Origin of the sequence: Microbacterium sp. NPDC076911 (assembly GCF_040687125.1) — a bacterium.
In the GTDB taxonomy this organism is placed as follows: domain Bacteria; phylum Actinomycetota; class Actinomycetes; order Actinomycetales; family Microbacteriaceae; genus Microbacterium.
In genome coordinates this window covers 235,922-259,056 of sequence record NZ_JBFBMP010000004.1, presented here as the reverse complement: position 1 = coordinate 259,056, position 23,135 = coordinate 235,922, and the positions used below count along the sequence as shown (strand labels likewise).

The following is a 23,135-nucleotide window of genomic DNA, read 5'->3' as shown; positions in this document are numbered from 1 at the left end:
GGCCGCTAGACCTTCGCGTCTTGACGCGGAATCAGCACCTGCTTGATAATCAGCAGAATCGATGCCGTGACCGGAACAGCCACGAGCGCTCCGAGAAGGCCGAGCAGCGTTCCGCCGATCAACGCACCGATGACGACGAGTGCTCCGGGAATCTCGATCGCCTTGCTCATGACCTTTGGCGTGATGACGTAGGCCTCGATCTGGATGTAGACGAGGTAGCAGATCGCGAAGATCAACGCCGCGATCGGGCTGGTGAACACCGCGAGCACCGACGCGGTGATCCAGTAGAGCACCGGTCCGACGAGCGGGATGATCGTGATGCAGAATGCGAGCACGCCCATCAGCAACGGGAAGGGCAAGCCCAGCACCAGGTGCAGCGTGAACGCGACCAGCGAGTTGAAGAAGGCAAGTACCACCATGCCCATGAGGTAGTCGCCGACCGAGTCGGTGATCTCATTGGTCATTGCAGTGACCTTGGGACGGTTGCGCGCGGGAGCGAACCGGGCGAGTGCTTCTTTCATCGGCTCGAGTGAGACAACGAAGTACAGCGTCAATACGACCACAATGAGCAGACCCGAAATGCCGGTTGCGATGCTGACACCCACCTGCAGCGCCCCACCACCAATCTTTGCGATGTTCGACGGGTTGGTGAGGAAGGTCTCGGCTTCAGTGAGGAGCCCAGACAGACCAGTGCCGAAAATCCCTTCAAGCCAGTGGAAGAAGTCGGAGTTCTGGAAATTCGCGAGCGTGGTGGGAAAGTCGGTCACAAATTGAGTGATCTGCTGCACCAGCGTGGGGATGATGAGCCACAAGATGCCCACGAAGGCGACGGTGAAAGTGAGGAACACGATCGTCACTCCCCAGCCTCGGGCGACGTTGTGGCGCTCAAGGCGCTTCAGGATCGGGTCGATGCCCAGTGCGGCGAACAGCGCGAACGCGATGTAGATGATGATCGTGACGAGGTTTGAGATTGCGAGGCCCAACACCACGGCGGCAAGCCCACCGAGGGTGAGCAAGAAGCCGACACCAAAGGGGCCGTCTAGCCTCGCCCAGAATCGGGCAGTCGGTGCTTCCGGGTAGGTCGACAGGGCGTGTGAGCCCGCGTCGGCACCCGCGCTTGCGGTCGCGCTTCCTGTCCCCGCGGCGGCAGTCGCAGCGAGAGGGGTCGACTCAGGGGTGCCATCACTCATGGTTTTACCTTAGTGGGCACTCGGCTTACGCTCAGGTATCCTCGACACTCGAGGAGAATCAATTGATGAATGAAGACCCGACGCTCACGCTGAAGCGCCTTCGCGGCAGCATCGACAATGTTGACGCCGCGTTGATGTATCTCCTCGCCGAGCGCTTCAAAGCGACCAAGCAGGTGGGGGTCTTGAAGGCTGAGCACGGGATGCCGCCATCTGACCCTGCTCGCGAAGAGCAACAGCTTGCCCGCCTGCGGCAACTCGCTCTCGATGCCGAGCTAGATCCCGAGTTCGCCGAGAAGTGGTTCAACTTCGTGGTGGCCGAGGTAATTCGTCACCACACCGAAGCGGCCGACGGCCTCTGAGTGTGCTCAAAGGCCGCCGGCGCAGTGCTGTTCCCCGCTAGGGGGTCGCTCGCCGCAGTGTCACAAAGGCGAGCAGCGAAGTAACCGCGAGCAGCAACACTCCCCACAGCGATAGCCCCACCGCGCCCAACTCGGCGACCCACGCGAATACCGCCGCCCAGGCATCGAGCTGTCCAATCAGGAACATGGCGAACACGATGACGACCGCCACACCTACGAGGGCCACGGTCAAGCCGAGTGCGCGGAAGCGTCGATACACGGTGGCAAACCACAGTCCGGTGACGAAGAACAGCATTGCGGCGACGAAGTAGACGAATGCCGCGCCCAGCGGACCGCTCTCCCACACCCAGTCGAGATAGAAGAACCAGCCGTTGAGACCCCAGCCGTCGGTGGCGAGCTCGATGAGTCCACCGACGACGAACACCGCAGCGAGGGCGAGGGAGGCGATCATGGCGGCGAGCAGTGTGCCGACCAAGAACTCGCGCCTGGTCACACTCATCGCCTGCGAGAAGGGAAAGCTCATCGTAAGAGCTTGAATGCCCACCGCAAAGAAGTACCACAGGGGCGCCTGCGCGCCACCGCCGATCTTCGGGCCATCGACTCCCGCAGCGATGAGGATGCCATAGATTGCGAAGGTAATGGCAAAAGCGCTCGCAAGAATGATCAGTGGGATCCAGACGTAAGTCTGTTTGTTGATGAACTGCATTCGAACGACGTTCACGGTGCGGTTCATCGCATTGCTCCTTCGTCGCGGGCGGTCTGTTCACCGGTGTTGTCGCTGGCGTGCTGGGTCATCCGAACGATCAGCTGCTGCAGCGAAACGGGCGCTACATCGAGGCCTGTCGTTGCAATACGCGAACGATCTTCGCTGGTCAGAGCGCCCAGCACTGTCACCGAAGCAACGCGGCCAAGGCTCTCGCGGTGGATCACCTCGCGTTCGCCGATGAAGGCATCGACCGCGACGGCATCGCCGACGATGTTTGCCGCCCGGTCACGCGTATCATCCGTGCTCTCGTCCATGATGATCTTGCCCTTGTCGATGACGAGTACGCGCTCGATCAGGTGCGACACTTCGTCGATCAGGTGACTCGACAGAATCACGGTTCGTGGATGTTCGGCGTAGTCCTCGAGGAGGCGATCGTAGAAGATCTGACGAGCGACAGCATCCAGGCCCAGGTAGGGCTCGTCGAAGAAAGTGATCTCTGCGCGCGACGCGAGTCCGATGATCACGCCGACCGCCGACAGCTGTCCGCGCGAGAGCTTCTTGATGCGCGTCTTCTTTGGGAGTTGGAAGTCTTCGACCAGCCGGTCGGCTAGCTCTTGGTTCCAATGCGGAAAGAACAGTGCTGCCATGCGGAATGCATGAGAGGGAAGCGCATCGTCTGGGTACTTCTGGCTTTCGCGAACGAAGCACATCCGCTTGAGCACTTCAGCGTTCTCGTAGGGCTCCTCGCCAAAGACCTTGACGCTGCCCGACGTGCGAAAGTTCTGTGCGGTGAGGATCGACATCACCGTTGTCTTTCCGGCGCCGTTTCGGCCGAGGAGGCCGTAGATCGTGTCTTTCTCGAGGGTGAAGCTGACATTGTCAACCGCGGTGACTTCGCGGTATCGCTTGGTGAGGTCGGTGACCTCGATGACTGCGGTCATCGTGCGGGTCCTTCCTGGGTTGAGTCGGATATCGGTGTGGCTGCAGTGGCTGCACGGGACTGAATGAGTGCGGCAAGGTCGTCGCCGCTCAGGCCGAGCTTGCGCGCTTCGCCGATGAGCGGGTCGATGAAGCGCAGCGCGAAGCGCGCTCGGCGCTCGTCGAGAAGCAGGGGGCGTGCGTTCGCCGCGACGAACATTCCGATTCCTCGACGCTTGTAGAGAATGCCCTTGTCAACGAGCAGCGCAATGCCCTTTGCCGCCGTCGCGGGGTTGATTCGGTGAAAGGCGGCGAGTTCGTTCGTCGACGGAGCCTGTGCTTCTGGGGCAAGGCTCCCGTCGATGATCGAGTCTTCGACGCTCTCTGCGATCTGCACAAAGAGTGCACGGCCATCTTCGATCACAGCGCCTCCGTTTGTTGGTTACTTACTTGACTAACTAACCGTGTAACACAGACTTGCCCGCTGTCAACCCTGAAGGGCGAACTCGGCTCGGTATGGATCGATAGAAGCGACGTATAACGGCAGCGGAATACGCGAGACAACGAGCGGCGCTCGTGTTTCACTTTGACGCGCAGGGTCGCGCGGGTTAGCGGTGGGGAGGCTTTTGGCCTCTGACGACCAGTCCGCGGTTGTCGCATCAGAGGGACCCTGGGGGTTCATGTGCGACGAGCGTATGGTCGGCGGTCTTAGCGATGAACCCGATGTTGCATCGCCAGATGCGCTGCCACGTCATCCGTGAGGTGACGTGTGTGTGGCGCCAATGATCGTCACCCGGGCGTAACTGAGAGTGACCGCGCTTTGCGCGGCACCCAGGTGAAGCAATTGACCGTCGAAAACGCCCTCGAGGCACGCAATTTATACAAAGTATTTGGCCGCAATCCTAAAGATGCAGTAAAACGACTGAAGGCTGGCGCTACCCGCGCTGACGTCGCGAACTCCGGAACAGCTGCTGTCATCGACGCCAGCTTTACGGTGAAGCCAGGTGAGATTTTCGTCATCATGGGCCTCTCGGGCTCCGGAAAATCCACGGTCATCCGCATGCTCAACGGGCTGCTTGAGCCCACGTCAGGTGACGTGCTGGTGCAGGGTCGCAGCGTCGGCACCGCGTCAGCGAAAGACCTGCGCGACACTCGCCGATCGTCGATCTCCATGGTGTTTCAGCACTTCGCGCTCCTTCCACACCGCACGGTGTTGGAAAATGCCGCATACGCCCTCGAAATCCAGGGAGTCGCCGCAGACGAGCGCAATGCGCGTGCTCGCGAGATCCTCGAAAAGGTGAGCCTCGGCGACCGCGCGGACGCAATGCCGAGCGAGCTGTCGGGCGGAATGCAACAGCGCGTGGGCCTTGCCCGTGCGCTGACCGCTGGCACCGACATCCTGCTGATGGACGAAGCCTTCTCGGCACTCGACCCCCTCATCCGTCGTGAGATGCAGGAACAGCTGATCGAGCTGCAGCAAGAGCTCGGCAAGACGATCATCTTCATCACCCACGACTTGAACGAAGCGATGTTCCTCGGAGATCGCATTGCCGTGATGCGCGATGGCCGCATCGTGCAACAGGGCACAGCAGAGGAGATCCTCACCGATCCCGCAGATGACTACGTCGCACAGTTTGTCGCTGACGTCGACCGTGCTCGGGTGCTGTCAGCATCCAATGTGATGGACAAAGCTCGCGCCGTCATGAGCGCAAGCGCAGGCCCCCGCGCAGCGCTCGCTCTGATGCGCGATATGCAGACCTCGCTTGTCTATGTCGTCGGAGGCGGCCGCAGGCTGCTCGGTGTGGTTCACGATCGTGATGTCATGCGCCTCGTCAAGAAGGGCATCACCACGCTGGACTCGGTCATCCGCACCGACTACCCGGTGGTGGCACCCGATCAGGTGCTCAGCGACCTGTTCGAGAGCGCAGTCGAGTCTGACCTGCCGCTCGCGGTGGTTGATGACCAGCAGCGTCTGCTCGGTGTGGTTCCGCGTGTCACTCTGCTCGCGGCACTCGGCAACATCACCAGCGACACCGGAGAGATGCCCGTTGTTGAGCTTCCCCCCACCACGATCACGATGGACATGTTCGACGAGACCTTGCACGAGACTGTGGATGACGCCGCGACGCCTGCCGTTGCACCGACCGAGGAGGTCGCACGATGAATGACTTCCGTCTCCCGATCGGCAACTGGGTTGAAGCGTTCATCGACGTTCTCACCGAGGTGCTTAGCGGTTTCTTCGCTGTTGTACGCGCAGTGTTCCTCGGCTTCTATGACGCCGTTGACTTCGTTCTTTCGACCCCTGCCTACTGGATCATCATTCCCCTGATCGCTTTGCTCGCATGGTGGGTCAAGGGGTGGAAGCTTGCCCTTGGCAGTGTCATCGGGTTGCTCTTGATCGTCAGCGTCGGCCAGTGGGAGAACGCGATGGACACCCTCGCGCTCGTGCTGGTCGCCAGCACGATCGCGGTCGTCATTTCGGTGCCCGTCGGCATCCTCGGCGCCCGCAATGACCTCGCATCGCGCATCATCCGCCCGATCCTCGACTTCATGTAGACGATGCCCGCCTTCGTCTACCTGATCCCGGCGCTGATTCTGTTCCGCGTTGGCGTCGTGCCCGGAATCGTCGCCACGATCGTCTTCGCCATGGCCCCCGGCGTGCGCTTGACCGAACTCGGCATTCGCGGAGTAGACAAAGAAGTGGTTGAAGCTGGTCAGGCATTCGGCGCGTCACCGGGCCGCATCCTGCGACAGATTCAGTTGCCTTTCGCAATGCCCTCGATCATGGCTGGTGTCAACCAGGTGATCATGCTCTCGCTTTCGATGGTCGTTATCGCCGGAATGGTCGGCGCGGGCGGGCTCGGTGGCGAGGTTGTCGCCGCACTGAACCGAATCAACGTCGGGCTCGGTTTTGAAGCAGGCCTTGCCGTGGTGATTCTCGCGATCATTCTTGACCGCATCACAGGTGCGTTTGCCGCCGGTCGGACGAAGCGTTCTTTCATCAGTGCCGATAAGGCGTCTGACAAGACCGCTCAGCAGAAGCTTGAGGGCAACGCGCCGTCGCGTGTAAGCAACGTGACGGCAGCCTGATTTACAAACTTCGACTGGAGACCTCCAGTCGACGAGACCGGGTAGACGCCGCCTGCAACGGCATTCGTCCACCCACCTGATCGTGCAGATAGCGCGAGCCTCCCCACACCCGTGCCACAGCACACGGGAGGAAAGGAAACAGCAATAAAGAAGCGCAACATCACCGGAGCCCTCGCACTGGGCGCAGCAGCGACCATGGTTCTCGCAGGTTGCTCGGCAAGCTCTGACGACACGTCGGCAGAAGGCGGCCTTGACAACGGAGACCAGCAGGATCTCACCATCGCCGTGTTCAACGGCTGGGATGAAGGCATGGCAGCGAGCGAGCTGTGGAAGGCCATTCTCGAAGAGAAGGGCTACAGCGTCGAGCTCGAATACGCCGACGTCGCACCCGTCTACCAGGGCCTGAGCGACGACGACTACGACGTCGTGCTCGACACCTGGCTGCCGATCACCCACGCTGACTACATCGCCGAGTACGGCGACGAGATGGTTGACCTCGGCGCATGGAACGAAGAAGCCAAGCTCACCATCGCCGTGAACGAAGACGCTCCGATCGACTCGCTCGATGAGCTCGCTGACAACGCTGACCTGTTCGACAACCGCCTTGTCGGCATCGAGCCTGGCTCGGGCCTGAACCGCGTCACCGAAGAGGTCGTCATTCCTGGTTACGGCCTGGAAGACATGGACTACCTGACCTCGTCGACTCCCGCCATGCTCGCAGAGCTGACCGCGGCTACCGAGGCCGGCGAGAACATCGCTGTGACCCTGTGGAGCCCGCACTGGGCGTACGACGCGTTCCCCATCAAGAACCTTGAAGACCCCGAAGGCGCACTGGGCGACGTCGAGGGCATCCACTCGTTCGGCGGCAAGAGCTTCGAGAGCAACTTCCCGACGCTCGCCGGTTGGTTGATGAACTTCGAGATGGACAGCGAACTGCTGTACTCGCTTGAGAACGTCATGTTCAACGCAGACGAAGACATCGAAGACTACTCGCCGATCGTCGAGCAGTGGATCTCAGAGAACCAGGAGTGGGTCGACTCACTCACCTCCTGATCTTGATCAGCAACGAAGGGCGTCGGCTTCGGTCGGCGCCCTTCGTCGATTGTCACCTAGACGTGATTGGACAGTGCTTTGGTCAAGCGATAATTTAGATACGGGGAGGTTGCGAAAAGCGATCCCCGTGCGGGTGCGAGCGACAGGCTTGTGCCCTGACCTTGTCCGTCGTCGATCGACCCGATCGCGCGCAACGAATCAGGCGTTGCGCTTCCCCCATACCCAAGGGGAGACGATGACCGAAGCTTCGACCGCCGCCAGAACTGCCCGCACCCCGGTAGCTTCGCGACGCAACAGGGCTAAGGCTCGGCGCTCTTCGGCGCTTCGAATGCGAATTGTCGCGTTCGCGCTTTCGTCGGCCCTCATCCTCGGGGGGGCCGCATGGTTCGCCCCAGCTGCGACTGCCGCCGCTATCCCAGCCCCTACGGCTTCGTTGTCGCTTCAACCTACCGGCGGCACGTACGGTGACGCCGATGAGAAGGCGTTCATCTTGGCTGGCGAAGATGCCACCTTCGATGTGTCCCTGCAGAACTCGTCTAGTACGCCCGGCTTTAACACCTCGTTCACCGCACTTGTTCCGGTAGGAATCGACTTCGTATCGTCGGGCGGTATGGGGCAACCTGTGGTCTTCAACAGCGGCGATGAGCTGCCGAACAGCGCGAAAATCGAGACCGGAAGCGCGCTGAGCACCGTGCCCGCCGGCTACCAGCTGTGGGTCTTTCAGGACGTTTCTGATCTGCCCGCCACCGCTGAGTTCGCATCGACCATCACTGTGCGCCCCGACGCAACCGTCTTTCCTGTAGGGGCATCGCCTGACATCGTGCTTCAGGGCTACGTATCGAGCAGCCCGGGCACCGTTCCCGTGTTCGACGGATCCACCGGCGCCGGCGGAGTAACTGCTGCAGAGAACACTTCGAGCGATGACGCTTCGGCTTCGGCTCCGGTGCAAGCGCTGCGCCTCACCAAGCACGAGCCGAGCCCAGAGATCGAGCTGTTGCGGGGTGTACACGATCACCAAACGGTCTACACGTTGACGGTTGAGAACACTCCCCAGGGTGAGACCTCGGGCGTGACGGTAGTGGACTATCTGCCTGCAGGCCTCGAATTCTTGGGCTGTGCGCAGGTAGACAACACGCAACCCTCTGAGCTCCTCTTCGACACCTCTGGTGCACCGGGCGGAACTCTTGAGTATCCCGGAGCGAGCTCTATCGTCGGCGCGGGTCCGGGTTCAGACTGCATCACGCCGACTTCGGTCGAGACCGTGGATTCGGGAACTCCGGCTTCCCTCGGCGCTGGCGTCTACACCAAGGTCACCTGGGATCTTCCGGCGTTGACGACGGGCACAGCCCAGAGCGCTGATCTCACGACCGCAGGCACTCCGGGCACATACGTCATCACGTATTCCGCCGCGGTGCCGCTCTTTGAGAACACCATGAATTTTGAGACGTCAGCCGGGGACGCAACGCCTGGCGCTGCGACGCTTGGCCAAGCGTCGAATCTCAACAACAACAACGGTGCCTCGACCCGTCAGGGCCAGGGCGAAGGTTTCGGCGACGGAATTCTCTACGAGAACCTGGCGACGGTGGCAGGTACCTACGCCGGCCAGATTGTGTCGGGCACTGCCACTACCGTGACGGACACAGACGCCGAGCAGATTCAAGCGATGGACCTTCGCATTCTCAAGAGCGTCACGACCGACGATGGCGGGAAACTCGTCACTGGGGCCCTTGCCACCTACACTCTCGACATCGCAACGAGCGAGTACACGAGCGCGGATCAGATTGAAATCACCGACACTCTGAGCAACGGGCTCTGCCCCGCGTTGCCGGAGCCAGCGGCAGGCACACCCGACCCGATCATTACTGGAACGCCTTTTCCCGCTGATTGCTCTGAGTACTCCACTCAAGCCGGAACGATGCTTACCGGCGCAACAGTTTCTGCGATCGACTACGCGGCAGATACGGGATCTTTCACCGTCACGTACGTGCTAGACCCGAGCGCGATGGCAGCAAATGACAGCCACGAGATCGTATACACCGCAAGGATGCGCGCTACCTATGACGATGACGATCCTCTGGGAGGTGAGATCAGTTCGGGCGACGAACTCGACAACACTGTGGACATGTCGGGTTGGACCTCGTCGGTCGATGCTCTCGATGGCGTCACCAACGGCAATGGTGTTGCGGCCTACGGTGAAGAAGACGTCTCGGATGACTCGAGCGCGGTGCTGCTGTCCAACTACTCGGCAATTTCAAAGCGGGTATTGCCGCGTAGTGATGTCGTGCCAGGCGATATCACGGCAGCGGATTCATGTGCAGTGGCACCAGCGGGCGGCTGGAGCCAGAATCAGATCGAAGACAGCGACGAGCCGTTTCACGCGGGTGACGTTGTTTGCTACGAGCTGACGGTCAACTTTGCCCAAGGCGTAGATGTACGAAACCCCGTCGTCTCTGACTTTCTCCCGGTCGGTGTTTCTTACCTCGACTGGTCGCTATACAGCGGCACAGGCATCGACGTTGCGACACCCACCGTTGACGGGCAGCGGCTCGAATGGTTGGTCGGCACCCAAAGCGGCGAAGACCGCTTTGTGACCGGGGGAAGCACCCTAATTCTTCACGTCCTCGCCGAGGTCACGTCGAATTCTGCCGCGGATGCAGAAGCGTTGTACAAGCCGCAGAACCTTATGAAATACCAGCAGGAAGACGTGCTCGGCAACGTGTTCTTCCTTCGAGACGCTTCTGAAATCCTTCAAGGCACGGGCCCAACTCTGCTCAAAGGAGTAGAGGACGTGGATGGCGACTCGACGCGAGCGGCTGCGTCGCAGAATGACCCTGACGGCACCGTCTTCAACTCAGACCGCGACGGAATTTCAGTGGCCGCTGGTGATGTCGTAACCTACCGAATCGATCTTTCGGGAGGGGACTTTGCCACTGAGAATCTTGTGGTGTGGGACGCGCTTCCAGAGGGAATCGTCGCCAGCGACGTGACGCCCGAGAGTGAGTTCACCGCGTACGATCCAGAGGACGCCGGATATCCGGCCGATCTTGAGAGCGCGTACTCCGGGCGTTCTGTAATCGTGTGGGACGGTGTCAGCGTGGGCATCACCCCTGCAACGAAGACCCTCACCTACGACGTGCTGGTACCGGCGAGTGTTCTTGCCGCGACGGCATTTGAAAACACCGCGTCAATCACCCAGTTTCAGGTCACCTCCAACACCGGGGAAGCTCTGACGCAATTTCCTGATGACTCGCTCGATGCGAGCGACCGGCCCGAGGGCAGCGTGGTCGATGGTGCTCTCATGCGCGATGACTCGGAGGTGTTCACACCCGAACCTGAGATAACGAAGTCTCTCGTCGAGACTGAAATTGCGCCCAGCGGAACTGAAGTCACCGACGCGAACAATGCCATAAACGAGGCGGTTGAAGGCGAGATCATCACCTGGGAGTACAAGGTGGTCGTGCCAGCAAACACCAGTGTTGCAAACGGTGTGCTCGCTGACCGTGGCGATCTGCGCCCCGGGCGGGTGGAATACACGATCTATGAGGAGCCATCGTGGGAAGCCTCGGCTCTGACCGGAGCAACGGCCGATGATTTCACTCTCTCGGCCGATGGTGAACTTGAGTTTCCGGAGCTCTACACGAATGCCTCGGACGATGATCAGACATTCACGGTCACGTTAAAGGTCTACCTTGGCGATGTCGGCGACCACGACACCCGCTTGACCAACCGTGCCACATTCGCGAGCGACTCCTGGAGCGGTGGAAACAACGCCGCAGTGTTCTACATCGAACCGAACCCAACGATCACAAAGTCCGCGGACCCAAGTACAGACGTAGCCATCGACGAAGAGATCACCTATTCGCTGACAGTGTCGAACGGGCCGGATCTACCCATTTCTTATGACAACACCGTCGTAGACACCGTTCCGGACGGCATCCTTGTCGATGAAAGCACGATCTCGCATTCCGGAACTCTGGCGGGAGCTGATCCCAATACGGGCGGTGGCACGATCACCTGGGTGGTGTCGGAGTTGCCCGAAACCGTCGAGCTGACGTACAAGGCGAAGATCGAACCTGGTTCTGGGGCACGCGAGGAGTATGTCAACACGGCAGTTGTCACCGGGTACACGCTGCCCGAAGATGTCGACCCAGACCACGATCGTGCGGGTGAGCACGATGATGATGCGGCCGCAACTGTTACGACTGTCGACGCAGCCATCGCCAAAGGCGTGCGCGATGCCGATACTGACGGCGAATTCACCGATGACGTCACGGCGCCCGTGGGTGACACCGTTGAATACCAGGTTGTGGTCACACTCGAGCCCGGCATCAACTATTTTGACCCGGTGATCACCGATGCTCTGCCTGACGGTGCCGTTGTCCAACAGGACAGCATCGTGGGGCCCACTGCGGTTCCTGCCACGGGCGTCTCTGGCGGGTGGGACTACGAGCCCGCGTCGGCCAATAGCGCTGCAACGTGGACCTACCTTGATGGGGCGTCGAACGACATTCCATCGGCAGATGTGGAGCGAGTGCTCACTCTGACGTACCAGGTTTTGCTTGACGGGGCAGATATTGCGTCCACGACGTCGGACCTCAAGAACACCGCTGCCTTTGCGTGGAACGTGGACGACGGCGACCCCGCGTCTGGCCTCACCATAGATGATTCTGCAACCGTCACGCTGCTCGATCCCGCGCTGTCTATTGAGAAGTCGGTCTCGAATGCCGTCCCCAACCCCGGCGATGTGTTCACGTACACACTGTCGGTGACAAACACAGGCGACAGCGCTGCATACAACATGCTCGTTACCGACGCCGTTCCAGAGGGCGTAGTAGTCGACGAAAGCTCAATCTCTCAGGACGGCATGCTCAGCGGGTCAACGATTACCTGGGATGCTGCAGACCTCCCCGGACCGCTCGCCCCGGCCGACTCGATTGAACTCACGTATGAGGCAACACTCGCCTCAAGCGCGACGATCGGCGACGGCCAGAGTTTTGTCAACATCGCGTCCGTCGATCATTTCGAATCGTTCCCCGACAACGGGCGCGAATTTGACCCGACCGATATTGACGACACAGCGACAGTCAGCCCACCGTTTCCGTTCGTCGAGCTGTCGAAGGGTGTCAGCGGAACCGACATCGCGTATGCGGGTACACCGCTGAGCTGGACGCTGACGGCGACGAATACCGGAGACGGGCCAGCGCAGACCGTCACTTTGACCGACGTTTTGCCCGAGAACTGGACCTACACTGCCGTAGAAAGTGTCACCGTCGCTGGATCAGCGTGGTCAGGTGACACCACCCCAACGCTCAGTGGCAGCGGAACGACCGGCGACCCCCAGACGCTGCAATGGACGTTCGGCACGGATGCGCCGGATGCGCCTGTGTTGGCGCCCGACCAGAGCATTGTGATCAAGTTCAGCGCGACGCCAAGCGCGGTCGCACTTGAAGACGCGGGTGCAACCGAAGCGGACGGCACGCGTGTTCCTCATGTGAATGAACTCGCTGCGGTGACCACCGACACCTCGGGTGCCGACGGGAACGCAGATGGCGCGTACACGGGTTCGGACTCGTTTGCCAGTGCCTACATTGAGCGCGCTGACTTGAAGCTTGTCAAGGCCGCAATCGGCGGTGACAAGATGACGGTCGATTGGATTCCCGGTCACACGATCGGCGATGGCTATGAACAGCCGCAGTGGCAAATCACCGTGACCAACCAGGGTCCAGACGCTGCGAAGGGTGAGTTCACGTTCATCGACACTGTCACACAGCCCGATGGTGTGACGATGGGGGCGTTCACCGCCCGCTACTTTGCTGACGGTGACTCAACGGGTGTTGAGCTGAGCGTCGCGGGTGCCGGTACTGCAGAGAACCCACTCGTCGTCGGCGATCCGACAACCTCGCTCGCCCCCGATGGCAGTGATCGGATCGTGCTTGTGGCTGATGTGATGATTTCTGCTTCGGCGACTGGACTCGTGGAGAATCAGGCCAGTGTGCTCGGCCGCACTTGGGAGACACCCGACGACGTCGAGAAAGATAACGAAGACTCGGACGAGCAAAGCCTGACTCCTCTAGCCGATCTGGAGATTGAGAAGGAAGCGACCACGGCTGAGCCGAACGCGGGTGAGCCACTCACCTGGCAACTGGCCGTCACCAACAACGGCCCGTCAGCGTCGGTTAGCTCGGAAGAGTCGCCCATCACGGTGAGCGACACGGTTCCGACGGGTATTTCGCAGGTAGCGGACCCCTCGAACGATCAGTGGCAGGCAGCAACGACTGGCGGTTTTCCGGCAACCGCAGGTGATGAAATCACGTGGACCTACATCGGGTCGACCTTCGCTGTAGGACCGTCCACACTGATTGAGGTCACAGGAACCGTCGATTCGTCTTGGGAGGCCGGCGCGGAGATCGAAAACACCGCGACCGTTGCTCCCGGTGTCACGATTGATCCTGACCCCGACAACAACGACGACTCGGTATCGGTAGCTCCGGGTGCCGACACCATGCTGGCGATCGACAAGACGCGCCAGGTATGGGATGGCAGCGAATGGAAGGCCGCGACATCTTCGGACCTTGCCGTTCCCGGTACGACAGTCACCTACCTCATTGAGGTGGCAAACACCGGAACTGCGGATGCGCGCAATGTTGTGGTGCGCGACAGCGTCGAGAGCTACTTCACATATGACTCCTACGAGTCCGTTGATGGAAGCTGGGCGCGCACATCAACAACGGCAGCGCCGGGCGACGATCAGGAGTTCACGCTGGACGGCACGCTTGCCGCTGGCGATAGTGCCGCTCTGCGCGTGACGCTGCTTCTCGACGCGGCATTTGAGTCGGGGGACCCCGTCGACAACACCGTCACGGCCAGCGCAGACAACGCAACCAACGAGCCGGTTGACACTGACACGACCGGATCGGAACGTTCGGCTGATCTCACGATCGATAAGACCCACGCCGAGGAGGCGACCGCAGGATCAACGGTGGCGTACTCGCTTGTCGCCACCAACTTGGGTCCTTCGTTCTCTTCGGGGCCGATCGAGATCGTCGACACTTTGCCTGTTGGCTTCTCATACGCCGTTTCTACGGCCACGCTTGCGATCGCGGGCGGCTCGCCTGTCGCGGTTGAGCCCGAGATAGACGGACAGAAGTTGACATGGACGGTCGGTGACGCAACGTTCAGCTTGGCGAAGGACGCAACAATTGCTGTGTCGTTTACCGCGATGCTCGATGCGCAACTTCTCGCAGGTTCGTACACCAACGAAGCAGATGTCGCGGGCCCTGACGATGAGAACCCGCTGAACAATCATGACGAGGACCCGACGTCCGTCGCGACTTTGACAAATCTGTCGATTGAAAAAGACGTGGCTGATGGGCCGTACCTTGCGGGAGCGAGCACCGAGTACACGATTACCGTGAACAACGAGGGCCCGTCGGTCGCACGGGATGTCGTTGTCACCGACACCGCCCCTTCTGGGATGACGATCACGGCGATATCGGGCGATGGTTGGGACTGTGTCGTGGAGACTTTCAGTTGCGAGAGTGACGTGCTTGCTCTGGGTACCTCAACCATCACGGTTCAGACCGAGATTGATTCCTCGATTGCCGATGGTGCGGACCTGACCAACACCGCGTCAGTGGCTACAGCAACGCCGGAAACGACGACCAGCGACAACGAGTCAGACGAGACGATCACGGTCACTGCTCAAGCTGATCTCGGCATCACAAAGACAGCTGTGGACGAGGCTGGCACTGAGATCGCGCAGGTTGACGCGGGCGCCGAGGTGCGGTTCCTCCTCGAGGTTCACAACTATGGACCCTCCGATGCGGTCGGCCCGTTGACAGTCACCGATGTTCTACCAGACGGCTTGTCGTTTGTTGCACTCGAGCCAGCCTCGAGCGAATGGACCTGCGTGACCGATGTGGATGACAGCCAAGTTGTTGTGTGCGAGACTGCATCCGGCCTGGTAGCGGACACTGACGCGAGCGCGCTCGTGCTCATCGTGGCGATCGATCCAGCTGCGCCGGAGGGCTCGGTGACGAACACCGCGACGGTCCAGTCGCCAACGACGGAGCCATCCCCTGATCCTCACGCCAATACTGACGACGCTACTCTCGCAATTGTGCGCGCCGTCGATGTATCGATTGTGAAGTCACATGCCGCTGAGGACGTGCGCATCGGCGACGAACTCACCTTCGATCTGGCCGTGCGCAACGAAGGCCCCTCGACGGCAACAGAGGTTACGGTCATTGATACGATTCCGGCCGGGTTGACATTTGTCGACGCCGCGCTGAGCGCTGCAGGCTGGACCGTGACGGTACAACCCGCCGACGGTGAAGAAGACGCCATCGTGACCGCGGTGCTCACGGGGTCACTGGCACCGGATACAGCTGCGCCACGCTTGGCCTTGACGGTCGAGGTTGCTGCGGAGGCGTATGAGACAGTGACGAACATTGCCACCGTGTCGAGTGTCGAACCTGACACAAATCCTGGTGACAACGTAAGCGAAGACACCGTGATCGTGCCGCCGCAATCCTCGCTCGTGGTTACCAAGGAACTTGTGACTAGCCTGCAGGTGGGGTCCCAAGCGTCTTATGTCATCACTGTGACGAACCTCGGTCCTACTGAGGACCCGGGCGAGATCTCAGTAACTGACGCGTTGCCTGCCGGGCTCTCGTATGTCTCAGCGACCGGTGACGGTGTCTCGTGCGAAGCGAGCGGAGAGACAGTCACTTGCCTTCTCGTCGGCGCGCTAGGCGTCGGTGAGTCTGCGAAGATCACGCTCACTGTGGATGTCGGTACGGCGGCCTATCCTGAGGTGACCAATATCGCGACCGTGACTACGCCGACTGAACAGGTTTCCGGCGGTGAGATCACAGCGACCGCGACGGACGCGGTGGCGCAAGATCCGCTCGCCGCGACCGGTAGTTCGATGACCGCGGGACTGTTGCTGGCTGCGCTGCTGGTGCTGATCGTCGGCGGTGGTCTCGTCGCTATTCGACGCCGGGTGTCGTGACTAGTGAGGAGTGGGAGGGGGCAGTTGCAGTGCGACTTTTTTCTGCAGCCCCTCGATCGCATCGTCTGATAGCGAAAGCAGGCCATCAAGCTCTTCACGCACCCGACGATAGGCGAGCTGACGCTCAGCAGGCGTCGCAGCTTGGTCGATGGCAACTCCGAGCAGCTGCTTTGCCGTCGCCAGGCGCTTGCGTTCTAGCTCGGTGAAGTTTGAGTCTTTGATGCGCCGAGCGTCTCTCTCAGCGACGTCAAAGGCAACCTCGAAGTCGGTGACGGCACTGCGATAGTCAGCCAACTGCTCTTTGGTAACGCGTGCCTTCGTTGACGCGGGCCGCAGGCCGTCAGCGACGCGCTTTGCACGAAGAAAAGCGGCGGTCAGGGGCTGGCGGCCATCACTCATCGCCGGAAAGGCGATGACCTTGGAGACGTCAAGTTCATAGTCAAGCCAGCGCGCGGAAACCTCATCGTGCTCGGCGAACAAGCGTTCAAGTTGCCCGGCGATGGTCCCCTCATGCGCGGACTTCTCCGGCACGGCCTGATTGACGCCCGTGTCGGCTGGCTGCGCCGCTGCGCCGTGCGAGGCTGCCTTCAACGATGCCTTCGCTTGAAGAACTTCTAGGCGTCGCTTGTGACGGCGGCGAGCATTCCTTTCCCAGGCACTACCCACTGAGGCCAGCACCCCGAACAGCGGAAATGCGAGCCACCAGTAGCTTGAGAGGAACGTAAAGAACTCACCCACCCCAACATGCTAGCTGGGTGGGGTGGTGCCCGTTCGGGGGATCTCCGCCCGCGCTGCACGACCGGCGTCTCGTTCGGCCGCCAACAGGGTGGATTCGGCTTCACGCACCGCGATGCGGTATGCCGCATATTGCTCTGGGGTTACTCGATCTCGTGAGGCGACATCGGGCCGCTGCGCATTCGCTCGTTGGTGAGCGCGGAGAAAGGCAAGGGTGACGGGATGCTGCGCGTTCAGCATCTGCGGAAACGTGAGCGCAAGTGAGGGATCGGTCTCATATGAAAGCCAGCGTGCGGTGACTGCATCATGGCGAGCGAGCAACGTTTCGATCGGCAACGCAGACCCGGCGGGCGTGGTGCTGTACTGAGTCATTGCGGCTTTGACGCGAGCGCGTTGAGCCCGTAGCTGTAGCGACGACGCGCGCTCTTGTTGTTTCGCGGACTGCAGTAGCCGCTTGGCGTCGTACAACGAGGGAGCTCCCGCGGCGGGGGCGCCGCGGCGCGCCTTTGCGGCCAGCACATCGGCGTGCGCTGCGCGGGTGTTGGCCCGAGAGGTCTGCAGCGCCCGGTAGGCGAGCGCTTCTTCGTGGCGAGCGGCGTCGAGTTCAAGCCGTCGCGCGCGGCGAGGCCGCGTGGTCAGGGCACCATAGGCCATCGCACCGGCGCCCGCGACTACCGGAGCGATCCACCACCAGGTGCCCGCAAAAAGGAGGAATGGCTCCACCCGTACATGCTAACCGCGCCTGCGGTCAGTCCGGCAGGGAGCTACGCAAACAGCAGGGCGAAGACCGTGGCGCCACCGGCAACAAGAATCAGCGCGACAATCGTCACCCACGCGACGATCTTCATGCGCCGCTGCCTACCGTCGTTGAAGCCGGCGTACTCGTCGTCGTCCACGGCGTTTCCCATAGTTCGTCTCCTCGCGGTTCTCAGACTGCGGTTTCAGTGATTGTCGCCCCGAACGCATCGGGCAGCGTCGCGGTCGACAGGTCGCGCAGCTCAACGAGGGGCAGTGTGAACAGCCCCTGTACTTCAAGCGCCGGGTCGTCACCGTCGGCGGCAGAGTCAGTGACTCCAATACGCAACACCGGGTAACCGCGGCCTTCGCAGAGCCCGCGGAACTTGACGTCGTCTTCGCGGGGCACGGTCACGAGTACGCGACCGGTGGACTCCGAGAACAGCGCGGTGGCAGCATCCACACCATCACGGTCCATAATTTCGTTCAGCCAAACCCGCGCACCGACGCCGAAGCGCATGACCGACTCAGCGAGTGACTGGGCGAGTCCGCCCGATGAGAGATCGTGCGCTGAAGAGATCAGCGACTGCAGAGAGCCAGCGTGAATCAGCTCGGCGAGCTTGCGCTCTTGGCCAAGGTCGACAGCCGGAGGGCGCCCGCCGAGGTGACCGTGAATGGTGCCCGCCCACTGTGAGCCAGAGAGCTCATTCGAGGTGACGCCGAGCAGATAGATATTCTCGCCGGCGTCTTGCCATCCCGAAGGAATACGCCGCGCCACGTCATCGATGATGCCGAGCACGCCGACTACCGGGGTTGGGAAGATCGGCTGGTCACCGGTCTGGTTGTAGAACGACACGTTTCCGCCGGTGACGGGAATGCCAAGCTCGAGGCACCCGTCGCTCAGACCGTCGACGGCCTGCGAGAACTGCCACATCACTTCTGGGTTCTCGGGGCTGCCGAAGTTGAGGCAGTCGGTCACTGCGGTGGGAATCGCACCGGTGACGGCGACATTGCGATACGCCTCGGCGAGAGCCAGCTTGGCGCCCTGATACGGGTCGAGCTGACAGTAACGACCGTTGCAGTCCGTGGCAATGGCGAACCCAAGCCCCGACTGCTCGTCAACGCGAATCATGCCGGCGTCATCGGGAAAGCTCAGGGCGGTGTTGCCACCGACGTAGTAGTCGTACTGGTTCGTCACCCAGGCGGTGTCGGCCAGGTTGGGGCTCGCGACGAGCTGCGTGAACTGCGCGCGCAGAGTATCTGCGTCAACCGAACGGGGCAGAGCCGCGGCTGAATCGTCACGCAGGGCATCGATCCAGGTCGGGTACGCCACGGGACGCTCATAAACGGGTCCATCGACCGCCACTGTTGACGGGTCGACGTTCACGATCTCTTCGCCGTGCCAGAAGATCTGCAGTCGGCCGTCGCCAGTCACTTCTCCGAGCACGCTCGTCTCGACATCCCACTTGCCAACGACTTCGAGAAAACGCTCAAGCTTCTCAGGAGCCACGATAGCCATCATGCGCTCCTGGCTCTCGCTCATCAGGATCTCTTCGGGGGTAAGGGTGGGGTCGCGCAACAACACGTTCTCGAGGTCGACGCGCATTCCCGAACCGCCGTTAGCTGCGAGCTCACTGGTTGCACACGAGATGCCTGCGGCACCCAGGTCTTGGATCGCCTCTACGAGGTTGTCTTTGTAGAGCTCGAGGCAGCACTCGATGAGCACCTTCTCGGCGAAGGGGTCACCTACCTGCACTGCGGGGCGCTTGGTCGGGCCGGTCGAATCGAACGAGTCAGAGGCGAGAATGGATGCTCCACCGATGCCGTCGCCGCCCGTGCGTGCGCCAAAAAGCACGACCTGATTGCCCGCGCCGGTGGCGTTGGCAAGCTTGATGTCTTCATGGCGCATCACGCCGACGGCCAGTGCGTTCACGAGCGGGTTGCCCTGATAGACCGAATCGAACACGGTCTCGCCGCCGATGTTGGGCAGGCCCAGGCAGTTGCCGTAGAACGAGATGCCGCTCACAACGCCATGCACCACGCGAGCGGTGTCAGGGTCATCGATTGCGCCGAAGCGCAGTTGGTCCATGATCGCGACCGGGCGCGCGCCCATCGAGATGATGTCGCGCACGATGCCGCCGACGCCGGTGGCTGCGCCCTGGAAAGGCTCGATGTAGCTGGGGTGATTGTGCGACTCGACTTTGAAGGTGACCGCCCAGCCTTCGCCGATGTCGACGACGCCAGCGTTCTGGCCCATGCCGACCATCAGGCGCTCGCGCATCTCGTCAGAGACCTTGTCGCCGAACTTGCGCAGGTAGATCTTGCTCGATTTGTAAGAGCAGTGCTCCGACCACATCACCGAGTACATCGCGAGCTCGCCCGAGGTGGGGCGGCGACCGAGAATCTCGCGAATCGAAGCGTACTCATCGCTCTTCAGCCCGAGTGCGCCATAAGGCTGATCTTTCTCGGGGGTAGCGATGGCGTTCTCGACGGTGTCGGCCACCGGGCGTGATGCTGCGGCGGAAGGCGTCAGGGAAGGGGTAGTCACGCGGCTGAACTCCTGGATCGAGGGATGCCGGACTCGTCCATTCTAGTTGGGGAACGCCGTCGCTATCTCGCAGCACTCATCGTCCGTACGATGGGGCCGTGGACTTCTCTCTTGCCTTCACCCCTGACCTGATCGCGGTGTTCGTCACGCTGTTCGTGCTTGAGATCGTGCTCGGCGTTGACAACGTCATTTTCATCTCGATTCTTGCGTCGAAATTGCCCAAAGAGCAGCAAGCCAAAGCCCGCAACCTCGGGTTGACCTTGGCGATGCTGATGCGCGTGATTCTGGTGTTATTCGCGGGCTGGATTATCACTCTGAAAGATGACATCTTCACCATCTGGGGGATGGGGTTCTCCTGGAAAGACATCATCCTGATTGCCGGTGGGCTGTTCCTGGTCTACAAAGCGGTGACCGAAATCCACCACAAGCTCGAGGGCTTGGAAGAAGATGGCCACGCTGGCGGCAAAGTGGCTACGGCGACCTTCGGTTCGGTGATTGCACAGATTCTGCTTCTCGACCTAGTCTTCTCGCTTGACTCGGTGATCACCGCGGTGGGCATGACCGAGAATCTGGTCATCATCATCACTGTCGTGGTGCTGTCGTTCGGCATCATGCTGTTCGCTTCGCGCTTCATCTTCACGTTCGTGAACAAGCACCCGACGGTGAAGATGCTCGCGCTGTCGTTCCTCCTGCTGATCGGTGTGTTCCTGATTGCAGAGGGCTTCGGAGCCTACATCGACAAGGCCTTCATTTATGGACCGATGGCCTTCGCGATTCTGGTTGAAGCGCTCAACCTGACTTACGCCGCCCGAAAGGCGAAGCGCGAACAGAAGAAGGCCATCCCGGTGCAGCTGCGCGCGCAATATGCCGACGTTGATGAATCTGTGGCGGTCGACGCCGCGCTGTCAGGAGCTCCAGGCTCGGGATCCGTAGGTCTTTCAAGCAAGCCTGTTACAGGTGACCGCTTGGGAACCGACGAACGCGCCGGCCTCGGCTAGCGCCGGGCCCAGCGAAAGAGGCTACGCGCGGCTGAGGTCGTCTTCGAGGGCGACCCAGGCCAGCATGGCGCACTTCACGCGGGCGGAGAACTTCGAGACTCCCGAGAGGGCAGCCGCGTCAGAGAACACCTCTTCATCGAGAGGGATCTTTCCGCGGGAGCGCAGCGCCTCGCGAAAACCGTCGATCAGTGCGGTGGCCTGCTCTTTCGGCAGGCCATCTTCGTCGCTGTCTTCGTCAATAAGCGACACGAGCATTGACGCCGACGCCTGCGAGATCGAGCAGCCAACACCGTCCCAGGTAACCTCACGAACCGCCGAGCCGTCGTCGGTGAGGTGTACGCGCAAGGTGATTTCATCGCCGCAGACCGGATTGCGCTGATGCGACGTCGCCGTGCGCCCTTCTTCGCTGCCCAGGCCCTTGCCGTGCGGGCGCTTGGAGTGTTCCAGGATCAATTCTTGGTAAAGGGATTCGAGGCTCATGAGCTCACTCCAAAGAAGGAACGGATGCCGCCAACGCCTTCGAGGAAAGCGTCGATGTCGGCGTCAGTGTTGTAGAGGGCGGCGCTGGCACGCACCGAAGCGGTCATGCCGAAACGGCGGTGCAGTGGCTGGGCGCAGTGGTGTCCGACGCGCACCGCGATGCCGCGCGAATCGAGAAACTGCCCGGCGTCATGGGCGTGCACGCCCTCGACGTCGAACGCCGCTATTCCCACGCGAGAGCCCAGATCGGTGTCGCCGAGCATTCTCACTCCGTCGATCGAGCGCAGTCCATCGCGCATCCGCTGCTCGAGGCGCTCTTCGTGCGCGTGGATCGCCGGCATTCCGACACCGTCGAGGTAACGCACGGCCGCCGCAAGGCCAATAGCCTGCGAGACCGGCTGGGTGCCCGCCTCGAACCGCTGTGGCGGCGGAAGGTAGTCAGCCTCTTCGAGCGTCACTGTCGTGATCATCGAGCCACCCGTAAGAAACGGCGGTAGCGCCTCAAGCACTTCGGCCCGACCGTACAGCCCGCCGATGGCATAAGGACCCATCATCTTGTGGCCAGAGAAGACGGCCAGATCGACTCCGAGTGCGGGGAGGTCAAGCGGCATATGCGGTGCCGACTGGCACGCATCCATCACGGTGAGTGCTCCGACAGCTTTGGCCATCGCGACAATCTCATCGACGGGGTTGATGATTCCGAGCACGTTCGAGACGTGGGTGAAAGCGACCACACGGGTGCGCTCGGTGATGAGGGCTGCCGCAGCATCCATATCGAGAGTGCCGTCATCGTGCACCGGAATGTGCTTCAGCACAGCGCCCGTGCGCGCGGCGAGCTCTTGCCACGGAATCAGATTCGCGTGGTGCTCGGTTTCGGTGAGAACGATCTCGTCGCCGCTTCGCAGTGCAAAAGGTGCGCTGGCAGGAGCGCCGCGACCGATCGAGGCGTTGCTTAGTGAGTAAGCGACCAGGTTGAGTCCGGCTGTTGCCCCACTGGTCCAGACCAGCTGTTCGGGTTGCGCGCCGACGAAGGCTGCGACGGTTTCGCGGGCGTCTTCAAAAAGATCGGTGGCGTCAGCGGCCATGGTGTGGGCGCCACGGTGAACGGCCGCATTGGTCGTGGTGAGAAACTCCACCTCGGCGTCGATGACGGCTTGCGGCTTCTGGCTCGTCGCGCCCGAGTCAAGGTAGATCAGCGGGTTGTCATCGCCACGAGCGGCCAACAGCGGAAAGTCGGCGCGAAGCGCGGCGGCATCGAGTGCCTCGTGGGCAGGAGCAGGCGCGGCGGAATTCACTCTTCTAGGCTACGC

At 61.3% G+C, this 23,135-nt stretch carries 15 protein-coding genes and 1 pseudogene; 6 read left to right on the top strand and 10 right to left on the bottom strand.

Annotation, left to right across the window (positions count from 1 at the left end):
• Positions 1-5: 5 nt before the first annotated feature.
• Positions 6-1,190 carry an AI-2E family transporter gene (locus AB0O81_RS08090; RefSeq protein ID WP_363583059.1) on the bottom strand — a complete coding sequence of 395 codons (1,185 nt, stop codon included), beginning with the start codon at positions 1,188-1,190 and terminating at the stop codon, positions 6-8.
• Between the two features lie 65 nt (positions 1,191-1,255).
• Here AB0O81_RS08090 and AB0O81_RS08085 point away from each other — a divergent pair, with 65 nt between their 5' ends.
• Entirely contained in the window at positions 1,256-1,549 is a 294-nt protein-coding gene (locus tag AB0O81_RS08085; protein ID WP_363583057.1) for a chorismate mutase, read from the top strand.
• A gap of 37 nt (positions 1,550-1,586) precedes the next feature.
• Here the strand turns inward: AB0O81_RS08085 and AB0O81_RS08080 are convergent, their stop codons facing one another.
• The 3 genes from AB0O81_RS08080 to AB0O81_RS08070 are packed head-to-tail and all read right to left on the bottom strand — an operon-like array spanning position 1,587 to position 3,597.
• A complete protein-coding gene (locus AB0O81_RS08080) occupies positions 1,587-2,282 on the bottom strand; it encodes a hypothetical protein (RefSeq protein WP_363583055.1) in 696 nt (231 codons plus the stop codon).
• Entirely contained in the window at positions 2,279-3,196 is a 918-nt protein-coding gene (locus AB0O81_RS08075) for an ABC transporter ATP-binding protein (protein ID WP_363583053.1), read from the bottom strand. Before AB0O81_RS08075 ends, AB0O81_RS08080 begins: the two co-directional genes overlap by 4 nt.
• The gene (locus tag AB0O81_RS08070; protein ID WP_363583051.1) at positions 3,193-3,597 is read right to left on the bottom strand and encodes a GntR family transcriptional regulator; all 405 of its coding nucleotides are present in this window, start codon (positions 3,595-3,597) and stop codon (positions 3,193-3,195) included. Before AB0O81_RS08070 ends, AB0O81_RS08075 begins: the two co-directional genes overlap by 4 nt.
• Positions 3,598-4,017: 420 nt before the next feature.
• Here AB0O81_RS08070 and AB0O81_RS08065 point away from each other — a divergent pair, with 420 nt between their 5' ends.
• The 4 genes and pseudogenes from AB0O81_RS08065 to AB0O81_RS08050 all read left to right on the top strand — a co-directional run bounded on the left by AB0O81_RS08065 (position 4,018) and on the right by AB0O81_RS08050 (position 16,329).
• A complete protein-coding gene (locus AB0O81_RS08065) occupies positions 4,018-5,337 on the top strand; it encodes a glycine betaine/L-proline ABC transporter ATP-binding protein (protein ID WP_363583049.1) in 1,320 nt (439 codons plus the stop codon).
• A pseudogene (locus AB0O81_RS08060) lies at positions 5,334-6,263 on the top strand (proline/glycine betaine ABC transporter permease). Before AB0O81_RS08065 ends, AB0O81_RS08060 begins: the two are co-directional and overlap by 4 nt.
• Before the next feature lie 195 nt (positions 6,264-6,458).
• Positions 6,459-7,316, top strand: coding sequence for a glycine betaine ABC transporter substrate-binding protein (locus AB0O81_RS08055; RefSeq protein WP_363583368.1), 858 nt, complete (start codon positions 6,459-6,461; stop codon positions 7,314-7,316).
• A 235-nt stretch (positions 7,317-7,551) separates the two neighbouring features.
• On the top strand, positions 7,552-16,329 hold the full coding sequence (locus tag AB0O81_RS08050; RefSeq protein ID WP_363583047.1) for an isopeptide-forming domain-containing fimbrial protein: 8,778 nt from the start codon (positions 7,552-7,554) through the stop codon (positions 16,327-16,329).
• On the opposite strand, the gene AB0O81_RS08045 is transcribed toward AB0O81_RS08050, so the two are convergent.
• Genes AB0O81_RS08045 through purL form a run of 4 tightly spaced genes read right to left on the bottom strand, consistent with a single transcriptional unit; the run spans position 16,330 to position 20,347 of the window.
• Positions 16,330-17,067 (bottom strand): hypothetical protein, encoded by a 738-nt coding sequence (locus AB0O81_RS08045; RefSeq protein ID WP_363583045.1) that lies wholly within the window; start codon positions 17,065-17,067, stop codon positions 16,330-16,332. It abuts the gene before it with no gap.
• Positions 17,068-17,076: 9 nt separating this feature from the next.
• Positions 17,077-17,787, bottom strand: a complete 711-nt coding sequence (locus AB0O81_RS08040; RefSeq protein WP_363583043.1) for a hypothetical protein — start codon at positions 17,785-17,787, stop codon at positions 17,077-17,079.
• A gap of 41 nt (positions 17,788-17,828) precedes the next feature.
• Positions 17,829-17,972 (bottom strand): hypothetical protein, encoded by a 144-nt coding sequence (locus AB0O81_RS08035; RefSeq protein ID WP_337336752.1) that lies wholly within the window; start codon positions 17,970-17,972, stop codon positions 17,829-17,831.
• A gap of 20 nt (positions 17,973-17,992) precedes the next feature.
• The gene (gene purL, locus AB0O81_RS08030) at positions 17,993-20,347 is read right to left on the bottom strand and encodes a phosphoribosylformylglycinamidine synthase subunit PurL (protein WP_363583041.1); all 2,355 of its coding nucleotides are present in this window, start codon (positions 20,345-20,347) and stop codon (positions 17,993-17,995) included.
• Positions 20,348-20,445: 98 nt separating this feature from the next.
• Between purL and AB0O81_RS08025 the strand changes: the two genes are divergently transcribed.
• Complete coding sequence (locus AB0O81_RS08025) at positions 20,446-21,345, top strand: TerC family protein (protein ID WP_363583039.1); 900 nt, start codon at positions 20,446-20,448, stop codon at positions 21,343-21,345.
• A 21-nt stretch (positions 21,346-21,366) separates the two neighbouring features.
• Here the strand turns inward: AB0O81_RS08025 and sufU are convergent, their stop codons facing one another.
• Both sufU and AB0O81_RS08015 read right to left on the bottom strand, forming a co-directional pair.
• Positions 21,367-21,825, bottom strand: a complete 459-nt coding sequence (sufU, locus tag AB0O81_RS08020) for a Fe-S cluster assembly sulfur transfer protein SufU (RefSeq protein ID WP_363583036.1) — start codon at positions 21,823-21,825, stop codon at positions 21,367-21,369.
• Entirely contained in the window at positions 21,822-23,120 is a 1,299-nt protein-coding gene (locus AB0O81_RS08015) for a SufS family cysteine desulfurase (protein ID WP_363583034.1), read from the bottom strand. The genes sufU and AB0O81_RS08015 overlap by 4 nt, the downstream gene beginning before the upstream one ends.
• Between the last annotated feature and the right edge of the window lie 15 nt (positions 23,121-23,135).